The organism is Nocardia flavorosea (genome assembly GCF_015477805.1).
GTDB lineage: Bacteria > Actinomycetota > Actinomycetes > Mycobacteriales > Mycobacteriaceae > Nocardia > Nocardia flavorosea_A.
This window is the reverse complement of the sequence record NZ_JADLQL010000001.1, coordinates 639711-651921: the sequence shown is the minus strand read 5'-3', so window position 1 is coordinate 651921 and position 12211 is coordinate 639711. Positions and strand designations below refer to the sequence as shown.

The window sequence follows — 12211 nt, the reverse complement described above, 5'->3', positions numbered from 1 at the left end:
CGTGCGATCGGCTCAGCCGCGTACGTCGATCACGGTGGCGGGTATGTCGTCGGCATAGAGCGCGGTGATCTGTTCGGCGTATTTCTCCGCGATCGGTGCGCGTTTGAGCGATATCTTCGGGGTGAGTTCGTCGCCACCGGGTTCCCAGACGGTATCGACGATGGTGAACCGTTTGATCTGTTCGACCCGGGACAGTTTCGTATTACCGGCCTGGACCGCGGCCCGGACGTCGTCGACGATACGGGGATGCCGGGCGAGGGTGGCGATATCGGCGTCGGTGGCGTCGATTTCCTTCGCGCGGATGGCCGCCATATCGGGGTCCAGCACGATGAGCGCGGTGATATAGGGTTTGGCGTCGCCGAGGGCCACCGCTTGCCCGACGAGCGACGAGGCAGCCTTGACGGCGTTCTCGATATTGCTCGGCGCGATATTCTTTCCGCCCTCGCTGATGATGATCTCTTTTTTGCGGTCGACGATGCGCAGGTACCCGTCGGGGTCGAGGGTGCCGACGTCGCCGGTGTGCAGCCAGCCGTCGGTATCGATTGCCTCGGCGGTCTTCTCGGGCATGGCGCGGTAGCCGTGGGTGATGATCGGGCCGCGCACCAGTACCTCACCGTCGTCGGCGAGCCGGAGTTCGAGTCCGTCGACGGCGCGGCCGACAGTTCCGGGCCTGGGTTTGTCGAGTTCGGTGTAGGTGGCCACGCCGGTGGTTTCCGACATACCCCATACCTCGGAGACGCAGAAACCGAGACCGAGGAAGAATTCGAGAGTTTCCGGCGGGATGGGTGCCGCGCCGGAGGAGGCGACACGGAGTTCGCCCAGACCGAGCGCCGCCCGCACTTTGGCCAGCAGCAGCTTTTCGGCGATGCGATGCTGGACGGTCAGCAGCGGTCCGCGGCCCGTACCTGCCAGATCGGCTTTGGCGGCAGCGATTCCGGTGGCGACGGCCCAGTCGGCGACGGCTTTCTTGGCCCCGGTTTCGGCGGCCAGTTTGGCCTCGACGCCCGCTTTGATCTTCTGCCAGACGCGCGGTACTCCGAAGAAGACGGTCGGCCGGGCGTCGGGTAGTGCCGCGGCGATCTCCCGGGGGTCGGGAACGGTGGTGATCTGGATACCGGTGACCAGATTGATCGCGTGCCCGGAGATGCGGTCGGCGACATGGGCGGCGGGCAGGTAGGACAGCGCGCGGTCGTCGATCCCGACGTCGAGCGGGCCGCTGGTGAGAGCGAGGATCTGGGCCAGCACATTGCTGTGGGTCAGCTCGACGCCTTTGGAGGGCCCGGTGGTTCCCGAGGTGTAGATGAGGGTTGCGAGGTCGGCTGCCTCCACGGCCTGCCAGGCGGTGTCGAAATCGAACTCGGGATCGGGGTTCGCCTCGAGGTCGGCGAGCGTGGTCGCGCCTTCGGCCGGCCCGTCGACGACGACCAGATGTTCGATCGGTACGCCCGCGGCGCGGATGGTGCCGAGGAACTGCTGCTCGGTGATGACGATCTTGTTGCCGGCATTGCCGAAAACATGCGCGATCTGTTCGGCCGAACAGGTGTTGTACACGGAGAACGGGGTGGCGCCGACGTGCAGGGCGGCGGTATCGAGGAGGTTGAACTCCGGCCGGTTGGTGAGCATGATGCCCACGGTGTCGCCGCGGGTGAGCCCGAGTGCGGCCAGGCCCGCGGCGAGACTGCGGACCCGGTGCCCGTATTCCCGCCAGGTGATCTCCTGGGTGCCGCCGACGGTGCGCAGGGCGACCGCGTCCGGGCGGAGGGTGAGGGTCTGCTGGAAGGCCGCGGGCACTGTGCTGACAGTGGCGCCGGTGCGGTGGGTGTAGTCGATATCTGTGGTCATGGTCCGTTCCCGAGGTGCTGGGGTTCCGGAACACTCGCCGTAGGTTACCGCCGGATGCCGTACGGGCCCTGGCGACCGGCGAGTGACGCGGATCACCAATGGTAGCGGGGGAACGGCGCCGATGGGACAGTTCTGTCTGGGTCAGCGAAGAGTGCCCGCGGCCTGCTGCTCCGGCGTCCGGTCGGCACCCCGCGCAGGAACCTGTACCGGTTCACTCGCCGGGATCCAGTGCCCGCGGTGGCGCCGCTTGGCCTCCAGATAGGCAGCCGCCCGTTCGCTGAGCGGCGGTGTATACAGCGGCTCGGGGGTGACGGCGATGTCCGCGGCGCGCAGGGCCGCGACCTTGTCCGGATTGTTGGTGAGCAGCCGCACCCGGGTGAGCCCGAGCTTGCGCAGGCCGGCTGCGGCGTGCGCATAGCTGCGGGCGTCTTCGGGGTATCCGAGGTTGCGGTACGCGGTGAAGGTATCGGTGCCGGTGCGTTCGGCTTCCCGGTAACCCAGCGCTTTCGCGATGAGTCCGGCGCCACGCCCTTCCTGTTCGAGGTAGACCAGCACTCCGTCGCCGGCTTCCTGGATCAGATCGAGGGATTTGCGGAGTTCGGGGCCGCAATCGCAGTCCTGCGAATCGAGTGCTTCACCGTAGAGACAGCGGGAGTGGATCCGCACCAGGCAACCGTCGGCGGGCCGGCCGAAGACCAGTATGTGACCGAGTTCGGGCCTGTCGTCGACGGTGAAAACCGTCAGCGGTGACTCGTGGCCGTGCCGAGTGAACCGGTGTCCGGTGGCGGCAGCGGAGGCCTCCGCGGCTGCGGTCAAGGTCGATACTCCTTCGATGTTCTGTCGGTACCGCGAGGATGGTGGGGCCGAGCTACCGCAGCGCGCTCGGCCCGCCGACCGGGACATCGTTCCCGTGCGATGGCGGGCCGATAGGTGACTTTACGCCTGCGCACACGCACTCCGTGCGCGGCGGGTCGGTGCGCCCGATGGCCGGGCGGACTCCTCATCGGACGGGGTCGTTCAGTGTCTTTCGGCGGTGAGTCGGAGGATACGGTCCACCTCGTCGGCGGTGGGCATCGCGCCGGGTACGTCACCGGCGAACGACTGGGTCGCCACCATGGCAGCCGTCGCCCAGGTGTAGTCGTGTTCGTCGGCGACCCGGCGAGCGGGCTCGCCGTCGTCGTCGGCGACCGCGGGGCGCGACAGCAGCCGGTACACCAGTGCGGCGGAGAAGGCGCCGCGCGAGCCCGGAACATCGGTGAGCGCCGCGGCCTGGAAACGGGGGATATCGAGGGCGAGCCGGTCGGAGCGGACGGTGCAGCCGAAATCCTCGACAACGCAGACGACGCGGGTGCCCAGCATCTGGAGTTGCTGGGCGATATGGGCGCCGGACCGAGCGGGTATCTCGGGAACCATACTGTCGAGTTCCTGGGTCGATCCGATCAGGTAGTCGACGGTGGACAGGTAGCGGTACAACACCTGGGGGGTTTCGACATCGGCCGCGGTCAGTAGCAGGGTGGGTCGTTTGGGGAGGGTCTGCAGGGTGGACAGGACCCGTTCGATCACCGGTAAGGGTGGTTCCAGGGTCACCAGGACCGCATCGGTTTCGGTGAGTGCGGCGCGGACTGCCGGTCCGGTCAGTTCGGCCGTGGTGAGCCGGATGCGGTCGTCCTCGCAGAAGATGGTGCCCGCGATACCTGTCTTGCCGACGATGAGCGCGGTGATGGGGGTAGCGGCGTCGGGAACGACCTTGACCAGCGATGTATCGACCTTCTCGGCACGGAGATAATCGAGGATCCGGTGCCCGGCCTCGTCGTCGCCGACCGCGCTGACCAGCCGGACGTCGAGGCCGAGGCGGGCGGCGGCGACGGCGCGGTCGAGTCCTTTACCGCCCGGATTGTCGCTGAACCGGCCGCGGGCGAACCCGCGGGCGTCGGGGATTTCGTCGACCCGGTAGATATGGTCGATCACGGCGTCGCCGACGATGGTGAGTGTGCCGATCCGGCCGGGGCTGCCGCGGTGGGTGGCGTCGCGCGGGAAGGATGCGTCGGTGTAGACATTTCCGGTGACCAGCAGGGCGGCCAGTGCGGTGAAGGCGCGCCGTTCGGGGGTGGCGCGCAGCGAGCGCACGGTGGGAGCCGGGGGGATGGCATCGGCGTCGGCGATCTCGTGCAGCAGGCGCCAATGCGCCGAGAGGTATTCGCGGCGGTCTCCGAGGTCCTGCGAGTAGAGATCGTCGGGGTCGATTCCGGTGGTTTCGGATTCACGCAGTAGGCCGAGGGATAGTTCGGCGTCGGTGATGACACGGTGGGTCGCGGGAAGACGGCGCGCGTGGTCGCGGACGACAGGGAGTACGGCCGCGGTGCGGGTGGTGCCGTGGGTGGCGGCGTGACGCCGGATGACCGGGAGATCGAGGAGGGGACTGATATCGATTTCGGTGGTGGCGAGGCGGTCGGGGCTGAGTCCGGAGCGTTTGCACAGCCGGGTCAGGATATTGCGGATCGCGACGATGGCGGTGTCGTCGGTGGGGGACATACGGCACGCCTTTCTCGTATTTCGCCGTCGCCGAGGGGTTTCGACCCGGTCATCGATGGCAATAACCATAGTGCAGGACGGCGTTTGACATCGACATTGACTCACGGAACCGTCAAATGACACACTGGAACCAGCGTTTCCCTCGAGCAGAGGAACGGGAGGGCCTGGTGATGACAATGACGACAGCCCGGTTCCGCGGACACCGTTATCCAGCGGCATGCCGATGCGTCTCCTGCACCGGGGCGGATCCGGAGGCATCCTCCGCGACGGCGCGCTGAGCGCCCGGCAGTCCCCCTTACCCGACGGCAGCGAAGCCGCGCCGGCTGTAGGCCCGGCCCGGTCTCGGTGCCGAGCCCCCTGAGGAGGCAGCTGTGACCATCCAAATCACCGACTGGCAGATGACCAGCGGTATCTCCCTCGAATTCGCCGAGCGCGTGCAGACCCGTCACGGATCGTCGTGGCTGTTGAGCTGGTTGCCCGGCCGAGCCCTGTCGTTCGAACAGGCCTATGCCGCAATGGAACTCGACGAGATTCTGTCCGACCCGGAGCTGGTGTACGACAATGCCGCGCTGCGCTGGGCGCGGCAGCAGGCCGAGCAACTGGGGCTGGTGTTCGAACAGGTCGTGGTTCTGCTCGCCAATCGTGTCGAGGACAGGCTGGCGGAGGCGCGGATCATGCGGGACGAGCCGGTTACGGTACCCACCGGATACCACGACGATCCCGGCGCGATCCGCAGCGGTTCGGTTTCCTGACCGGACCGGTCAGCGGTTGCCGGCCCCACCCGCGCCGACAGCGTCGGCCAGGCTGCGATAGCCGCCGGCGCGCAACCGTTCGGCGATCCCGCGGTGAATCCGCCACGTCCACAGCGGCCCGCCGTAGATGAAACCGGTGTAACCCTGGAGCAGTGACGCCCCGGCCAGGATCCGCTCCCAGGCCTGGTCGGGGGTTTCGATACCGCCGACCGAGATCAGCACGAGCTGTCCGCCGACGCGGGCGTAGAGCCGGCGCAGGACCTCCAGGGAACGGTCGGCCACCGGCGGCCCGGACAGTCCCCCCGCGCCGATGGCCGCGACCTCGCCGGGATCGCTGTGCAGGTCGTCGCGCCCGATGGTGGTGTTGGTTGCGACGATCCCGGCCAGGCCGAGTTCCACGGCCAGGTCGGCCACCGCGTCGACATCCTCGTCGGACAGGTCCGGCGCGATCTTCACCAGCACCGGCACCCGCACGCTCTCCAGCACCGCGGTCAGTACGGGACGCAGCGACTGCACAGCCTGCAGGTCCCGGAGCCCGGGAGTGTTCGGGGAGCTGACATTGACGACCACGAAATCGGCATGCGGCCCCAGCAGACGGGCGCTGGTGGCGTAATCGCCCGCCGCCTGCTCGGCGGGCACGATTTTGGTTTTGCCGATATTGGCGCCGATGGGCACCGAGGGCACGCGGCCGTGCAGTCGGGCGGCCGCGACGGCCGCCCCGCGGTTGTTGAAACCCATCCGGTTGATCAGGGCACGATCGGCGGGCAACCGGAACAACCGGGGTTGCGGATTACCCGGCTGGGCCTCGGCGGTGACGGTACCGACCTCGGCGAACCCGAAGCCGAGCGCACCCCAGGCGTTCGCCCCGGTGGCGTCCTTGTCGAAACCGGCGGCGAGCCCGAGCGGCGCCGGGAAATCGACCCCGAACACGCGAGTGCGCAGGATCGGGTCGGGTACGGCGAAAAGGCGATGCAACAGCGCGCGGGCGGGAGCGAATGCGGTGGCCGCGCGGATCACTCCGAAGACGAGGCGGTGGATCCGCTCCGGTGGCACCAGGAACATCAGACGCAAAAGTAATCGGTACAGCACGCTCATAGCTCCGTGGTATGCCCCGCCGGGCTGGTGAGCGCGGGTTTGCGCCGGCGCAACAGGACCCGCCGGCTGCCGTCGGTATAGGCGCGGACCCGCGACAGTTCCCAGCCGCCGAATTCGGCCTGGATGGCGAGCCGCATGGACGCGGTCACGCGGGTGACGTCGGGCGGGAGCCGCAGGGGGATGTACTCGTAGTCGTCGCCGGTGGTTTCCCATTCGGCGGGGAATTTCGCCCGCGTCGCCGCGCCACGGTGAGTGGATGCCATCACTGCCCTCTCTCGCGCTGGTCCGCGGATATCCGTTGCAGACCCGGTTCGGTGGCCGAGCCGATATAGAGGTCGCCGGTATCGGCGTCGACGGTTACCGCGTTCGGCTGCCGGACGGTGGGGTAGCGGCCCACCTCCCGCGGCGCTCCCGTCGACAGGTCGTAGCCGACGATCTCGTTGCTCTGCGTACACGTCACCCATACGGTGTCAGAACCCCGGTCATAGGCGAGTGCGTAAGGCGACGATCCTACCGGGTAGCGCTGTCGCAGGACGAGCGGTTCGGTGGTGAACACCAGCAGTTGACCGCTGTCGGGGTCGGTGACTACGACCCGGTTGTCGGGCGCCTCGAGCACGTTGACGGCGCCGGTTCCGGCGCGTAACGCCAGCCCCAGGTTGTCGTAGCCGGGTTCGATCTCGGTGAGCAGTGTCTGGCGGCGGTCGAGGACGGCGAGGGTGTCGCCGGTCAGAGCGATCCCGTCGGCGGAGGCCAGGCCGCCGACGGTGTGCCGGATCTCGCCCGTGCCGTCCAGGACGAGGACACGGCCGTCGGCCGTCCCGGCGATCAGAGTGCCGTCCGGACGGGCCCGGACGGTCCGCAGATCCCCGTCGACCGGGACCTCGGTGACCGTGCGGGCGGCGGCGTCGATTCGCAGGATCACACCGTCGCCCGCGGCGAGGAATTCGCCCGGGTTTCCGGCGGCGAGGTCGCGGGCCGGGGTGGGCAGGCGAACCTCGTGGCCGGTGGGCGGCGCCGTCGCGGGGTCGAGCACCACCAGGGTGGTACCGGCCGGGTCGAGACCGGCGAGGAAACTGCTGCCGGGATCGGCGGCCAGGGAGACGAGCGGTGCGGGCACCGGATACACGTCCCCGGCCGGGGCGGCGGCCACGGGCGGAGATACCGCCGGGGTCGCCGGTTCGCGCGTAGGCGCATCGCCGGCACCGGAATCGGATTCGCCGGAACAACCCGCCAGCAGGGCGGCGGCGAGCAGCACCACGACGACGGTACCGCGGCGTTGCCGGCGCCGCGTTCGTCTCGCTGTGCCCGGAAACGACCGATACTGCATTGGATTATTCGATCACGACGGGGTAGTCGCCTGTATCGGCGGGGTGTGGGGTGTCGGCGGCGGGTCGTGGACGGGGCGGGTTACCGTACGGATCAGACGGTGCGGAGTTCAGGAGTCGACGATGCACGAGGTGCCGGGGTTTTCCGCCGAAGAAGTGACGACGGGTCCGTTCGCGCACGGGTTCGGCCGGACCGGGGACGGACGGACATTCGCGTTTCGCACGGTCCGGGCGACCCTGCAGGTGGAGATCTACCGTCCGGATCTCGATTCGGAGGTGCCGGGGCCGGAGGATGTGGTGGCCGTGGCCGAAACCCAGGTGACCGATATCGATCTCGACGACGCGCGCAGTGTGGTCGCCTCGGTGCGGGATCTGCTGCCCCGGGCGACTTCCCCGCCGGGGGGCCGTAATGTTCCGACGGTACGGGCCTTGCTGGCACGTATCGGCTCGGTGATCGAAGGCAGGCAGTGAGAGTGGTATGCAGGACGTGATGCGGTACACAGCTGTTCCCCGGCCGATGCGCGCACTGCGTGCGGGCTGCGCCGTGGCGGCTGTGGCCGCGCTGGTGCTGCTCACCGGCTGCGGGACCGGTGCCGACGAGGATTCGGTGGCGGCGGCCCGCTCGTCGGCCAAGGCGGCATTGTCGTCCTCGGCGTCGGCGACCTCACGGGAGTTGGCGTCGCGCACCCTGCCGACGGCGGCGGAACTGGACGATCAGATCAAGCGGGCGCTGGATCCGGCGCTGCCCGATTCGGAACGTACGGCGTTGATCGAGGACGGCGAGGCGTTCCGGGAGGCGATCCCGGATATGTACAAGGCATTGCAGGACAATCCCCGTGCCGTCTACGGGGTGACCGATCCGGTGTTCGACAATCACGACGGTACTGTGACGGCGACATTGCGCCTGGACAAGGACGGTTCGGGCACCGCGGTCCGGACGACGGTGGTGCACTTCATCTACCTCGACGGTGTGTGGAAGCTGTCGCGGACCGATCTGTGCGGGATCCTGCGTTCGGCCGACTACCGCACTGCGGCCTGCGGTTAGCCGCGGTCCGGCGCAATGGTGGCGGCGGGGACCCGGCGGTGGGGTCGTTTCGTGTACCGGCACCGGATCGCGGTGCTGGTGATTTCGGTGTTCGTGGTCGCGCTGTCCGGTCTGTACGGGCGGGATCTGGCGGATCGGCTCACCCAGGAAGGCTGGTTCGACGAATCCAGTGAATCGGTGGCGGCCTCGAAACTGGCCGACGCCACCTTCGGTCGCGATACAGACAGCGATGTGATCGCCCTCTACACCGCCCCACCGGGGAAGACGGTGGACGATCCGCAGGTGCGGACGGCGGTGACCGCGCAGCTGGCGGCTCTGCTGCGCGACCATCCCGATCGGGTGCTGCGGATCGACAGCTATTGGGACAGCGCCCTGTCGGCACAGTTCGCCGACGATTCCCGGACGTACGCGTTCGCGAGTATCGGGTTGCGCGGGGAGGGTTCGGCGACGGTCGAGAACTATCTCGCGATCGAGGCCGACCTCGCGGCGGACACCCCCGGGGCCGGGCCGGCCGGGACAACGGTGCAGCTGGCGGGGTTGCAGCCGGTGGTGGAGGGCATCAACACCGGGATGCAGGACGATATCCGGCGCGCGGAGATGATCGCGCTACCGCTGGTGGCGTTGCTGCTGTATTTCGTCTTCGGCGGGGTGGTGGCGGCGTTGCTACCGGTACTCGTCGGCGGTATGACGATCCTCGGCACCCAGGGCATCATGCGGCTGCTCACCGGCCATATCGAAGTGAACGTATTCGCCAGCGCGGTGGTGACCCTGGTGAGCCTCGGTCTGGCGATCGACTACGGTCTGTTCACCGTCACACGGTTCCGGGAAGAGCTGGCGGCGGGCCGCAGCGTGGAGGAGGCAGTATCGCGGACGGTGGCCACGGCAGGTCGCACGGTGGTGTTCTCGGCGGCGATCATCGCGGTGAGCCTGGGAGCGTTGTTCATCTACCCCAACGGCGTACTGCGGTCGGTGCCCTACGGCGGTATCAGTTCGGTGCTGCTCGCGGCGGTGCTGTCGGTGACCGCCCTCCCGGCCATGCTGGCGATCGTCGGCCGGCGTATCGATCTGTGGCAGTGGCACCGGTTCGCCCGTGCCGGTACCGAGGCCGAAATCGATCGCGGGATCTTCTCCCGGCTGGCGGTCCGGGCGATGGCGCGGCCGTGGGCGGTGATCGTGCCGGTGGTTCTGGGCCTGCTGCTGCTGATGGTGCCGTTCCGGCATATCGAGTTCGGTGGATTGAGCGAGAAATACCTGGCGCAGGACAATCCGGCCCGGGTGGCGCAGGAGAAATTCGACGCCTTGTTCCCGGGCTTCCGCACCGAACCGCTGCGGCTGGTGGTGACGGGCGCGGATGCGGCGCAGTTGAGCGATATCCGCCTGCAGGCGAATATGACACCCGGCCTGACGGGTCCGTTCGAACCTGCGGCACCCACCCGGGACGGAATCAATGTGCTGGAAGCCGGCCTGGTGGACGAGCGGGCCGCCGACACCGCGATCGCGGTATTGCGCGCCATCGAGGAACCGGACGGTGTGCGGGTGATGGTGGCCGGGGTGCCGGCGCTGGAACGCGACAGCATCCACGGGTTGCTGGAAGGTCTGCCGCTGCTGGCGCTGTTGCTGGTGGTGGCCGCGGTGGCATTGATGTACGCAGCGTTCCGGTCGCTGATCCTGGCGGTGAAGGCGGTCGCGATGTCGGCGCTGGGGCTCGGTGCCACCCTCGGCATCCTGACCTGGATCTTCGTGGAAGGGCACGGCGCGGAACTGTTCGATTTCACGCCCGGACCGCTGATGTTCGCGGTACTGGTGCTGATCGTGACCGTGGTGTTCGGGTTGTCCACCGATTACGAGGTGTTCCTGCTGTCGCGGGTGGCCGAGGCCCGCGCGAACGGCGCCGACCCGCCGGAAGCGATCCGGTACGGAATCGCGCACACCGGCGGGGTGATCACCTCGGCCGCCGCGATTCTGATCGTGGTGACGGGTGCGTTCGGTTTCTCGGAGCTGGTGATGATGAAATACATCGCCTACGGGATGATCGCCGCGCTGATCCTGGACGCGACGGTGATCCGCATGCTGCTGACCCCGGCGGTGCTGAAACTGATCTGGCGGCCGAAACCGCCGCGCGCCACGGCCGGTCCCGTGGCGGAGCCGAACGCCGCGGTGTCCGGATCATCGACCGCCGGAAAGACCTAGTCGGCCGGTTCGCGGGGCTTGGTCTCCGGACACGACCCGCGGGATCGACCGCATGCCCCCGGAGCCGCGATACCGATGGGACCGAGTACAACATCGCCTGTCCTGCCCGGCGGCCGCGATCGTCGCGCAGGCGCGACGATCGCCGCTGGATCGGTGGCTTCCAAGGCGACTGGGTCGCCGGCGCGACCGGCATATCCACCGGAGCCCAGGAGGCTCGTGTCCTGGCAATTCTTCCGGACAACATCCGATCACTCGAAGTAGGGGCCCGGTGGCGGTGCAGTACGGAGGCGAGCATTGCTCTCGCTCACCGCGATTACACCGCTCCACCATGCGGTGCGGCGCGCGGTGGCCGGTTTCGGTGTGGCCCGGGGAGATCGGTGGCACGGTTCGGCCGGGCCGGTAGTACCAGTTGCGCGCCGGTGTCCGGATGGTCGAGGACCTCGATCGGATAGCGGTAGACGCGGCTCAGCAGCTCCCCAGTGAGGACCGCACGCGGTGTCCCGGTGGCAGCGAGCTGCCCGTTGTCGAGGACGGCGACGCGGTCGGCGTAGGCGGCGGCGGAGGCCAGATCGTGGAGTACCACGACCACCGCGGCACCGGCGGCGGCCCGGTCTGCGGCCAGGGTCAGCACGGCTTCCTGATGGCCGAGGTCGAGCGCCGCGGTGGGTTCGTCGAGCAGCAGGGTGGCGGTGTCCTGGGCCAGTACCCGGGCCAGCGCGACCCGGGCCCGTTCCCCGCCGGAGAGGCTCGGGAACGACCGTCCGGCCAGATGCGTGCAGTCGGTCGCGGCCATGGCGTCGGTGATCATCGCGTCGTCCCGGTCGGCGCGGGGCGTGCGCTGCCAGGGTGCGCGGCCCATGGCGATCACCTCGGCCGCGGTGAACGGAAACCCGACGGTGTGCGATTGCGGGAGGACAGCTCGGCGGCGGGCCATATCGATCGGAGTCCACCGCTCGAGCGGCCGGCCGTCGAGTTCGACCCCACCGCGTCCCGGGACGAGTTCCCCGGCCAGAACGGCGAGCAGCGTGGATTTACCGGCGCCGTTCGGCCCGACCAGCGCCAGGACTTGCCCGGCGGTGACGTCCAGATCGACGTCGTCGAGGACCCGGCGGGTACCGCCCCCGCCGCCGTGCCGGTCCAGGGTGATGCCGCGAGCGCGCAGGGTGACGGTTCCCGGTGCGGTGGCGGCAGGCAACCGGTGTGCACGATGCAACAGCCCGGTGAAGCGGCGTCGCAGCGGGATCCGAGTGACCCCGCCGAGCGCGCCGGCCGTAGAAGGGAGCGCGGCATGGTCGTGATGCTGCGCTGCGTGCTCCGTGCCCGGTTCTCGCGTGCCGTGCCGAGTGGCCATGGACGAGGATCCTTCGTGGTGCGGAAGCGCTGCGGCCCCCGGTTCCTGTGCGCCTTGTCCGTGGGGCGCGGGGGAGTGC

At 68.8% G+C, this 12211-nt stretch carries 11 protein-coding genes; 4 read left to right on the top strand and 7 right to left on the bottom strand.

The window, feature by feature from the left end; all coding sequences use genetic code 11:
* Positions 1-12: 12 nt before the first annotated feature.
* From IU448_RS03010 to IU448_RS03000, 3 genes are all read right to left on the bottom strand, one after another.
* Entirely contained in the window at positions 13-1842 is a 1830-nt protein-coding gene (locus tag IU448_RS03010) for an AMP-dependent synthetase/ligase (RefSeq protein ID WP_195053934.1), read from the bottom strand.
* A gap of 141 nt (positions 1843-1983) precedes the next feature.
* Positions 1984-2658: a GTP cyclohydrolase II gene (locus IU448_RS03005; protein ID WP_228812003.1), complete on the bottom strand. Its 675-nt coding sequence runs from the start codon at positions 2656-2658 to the stop codon at positions 1984-1986.
* Positions 2659-2859: 201 nt separating this feature from the next.
* The gene (locus IU448_RS03000; RefSeq protein ID WP_195053932.1) at positions 2860-4374 is read right to left on the bottom strand and encodes a carbohydrate kinase family protein; all 1515 of its coding nucleotides are present in this window, start codon (positions 4372-4374) and stop codon (positions 2860-2862) included.
* Between the two features lie 371 nt (positions 4375-4745).
* Between IU448_RS03000 and IU448_RS02995 the strand changes: the two genes are divergently transcribed.
* The gene (locus tag IU448_RS02995) at positions 4746-5126 is read left to right on the top strand and encodes a hypothetical protein (RefSeq protein ID WP_195053931.1); all 381 of its coding nucleotides are present in this window, start codon (positions 4746-4748) and stop codon (positions 5124-5126) included.
* Positions 5127-5135: 9 nt separating this feature from the next.
* Here IU448_RS02995 and IU448_RS02990 read toward each other — a convergent pair whose 3' ends face one another.
* The 3 genes from IU448_RS02990 to IU448_RS02980 are packed head-to-tail and all read right to left on the bottom strand — an operon-like array spanning position 5136 to position 7548.
* Positions 5136-6212, bottom strand: coding sequence for a quinone-dependent dihydroorotate dehydrogenase (locus IU448_RS02990; protein WP_195054993.1), 1077 nt, complete (start codon positions 6210-6212; stop codon positions 5136-5138).
* Between the two features lie 5 nt (positions 6213-6217).
* Entirely contained in the window at positions 6218-6484 is a 267-nt protein-coding gene (locus IU448_RS02985; protein ID WP_195053930.1) for a DUF5703 family protein, read from the bottom strand.
* Positions 6484-7548: a YncE family protein gene (locus IU448_RS02980; RefSeq protein WP_195053929.1), complete on the bottom strand. Its 1065-nt coding sequence runs from the start codon at positions 7546-7548 to the stop codon at positions 6484-6486. Before IU448_RS02980 ends, IU448_RS02985 begins: the two co-directional genes overlap by 1 nt.
* Positions 7549-7669: 121 nt before the next feature.
* Here IU448_RS02980 and IU448_RS02975 point away from each other — a divergent pair, with 121 nt between their 5' ends.
* Genes IU448_RS02975 through IU448_RS02965 form a run of 3 tightly spaced genes read left to right on the top strand, consistent with a single transcriptional unit; the run spans position 7670 to position 10781 of the window.
* Positions 7670-8017 (top strand): hypothetical protein, encoded by a 348-nt coding sequence (locus IU448_RS02975; RefSeq protein ID WP_195053928.1) that lies wholly within the window; start codon positions 7670-7672, stop codon positions 8015-8017.
* Positions 8018-8024: 7 nt separating this feature from the next.
* Positions 8025-8591 carry a hypothetical protein gene (locus tag IU448_RS02970; RefSeq protein ID WP_228812002.1) on the top strand — a complete coding sequence of 189 codons (567 nt, stop codon included), beginning with the start codon at positions 8025-8027 and terminating at the stop codon, positions 8589-8591.
* 15 nt (positions 8592-8606) lie between these two features.
* The gene (locus IU448_RS02965; protein ID WP_195053927.1) at positions 8607-10781 is read left to right on the top strand and encodes an MMPL family transporter; all 2175 of its coding nucleotides are present in this window, start codon (positions 8607-8609) and stop codon (positions 10779-10781) included.
* 313 nt (positions 10782-11094) lie between these two features.
* On the opposite strand, the gene IU448_RS02960 is transcribed toward IU448_RS02965, so the two are convergent.
* Entirely contained in the window at positions 11095-12132 is a 1038-nt protein-coding gene (locus IU448_RS02960) for a heme ABC transporter ATP-binding protein (protein ID WP_195053926.1), read from the bottom strand.
* Positions 12133-12211: the final 79 nt, after the last annotated feature.

Bases quoted from the DNA above. Each gene is read 5' to 3' on its own strand.
- IU448_RS03010 (WP_195053934.1), bottom strand. From the start codon at position 1,842: ATGACCACAGATATCGACTACACCCACCGCACCGGCGCCACTGTCAGC.
- IU448_RS03000 (WP_195053932.1), bottom strand. From the start codon at position 4,374: ATGTCCCCCACCGACGACACCGCCATCGTCGCGATCCGCAATATCCTG.
- IU448_RS02985 (WP_195053930.1), bottom strand. From the start codon at position 6,484: ATGGCATCCACTCACCGTGGCGCGGCGACGCGGGCGAAATTCCCCGCC.
- IU448_RS02980 (WP_195053929.1), bottom strand. From the start codon at position 7,548: ATGCAGTATCGGTCGTTTCCGGGCACAGCGAGACGAACGCGGCGCCGG.
- IU448_RS02975 (WP_195053928.1), top strand. From the start codon at position 7,670: ATGCACGAGGTGCCGGGGTTTTCCGCCGAAGAAGTGACGACGGGTCCG.
- IU448_RS02970 (WP_228812002.1), top strand. From the start codon at position 8,025: ATGCAGGACGTGATGCGGTACACAGCTGTTCCCCGGCCGATGCGCGCA.
- IU448_RS02965 (WP_195053927.1), top strand. From the start codon at position 8,607: ATGGTGGCGGCGGGGACCCGGCGGTGGGGTCGTTTCGTGTACCGGCAC.
- IU448_RS02960 (WP_195053926.1), bottom strand. From the start codon at position 12,132: ATGGCCACTCGGCACGGCACGCGAGAACCGGGCACGGAGCACGCAGCG.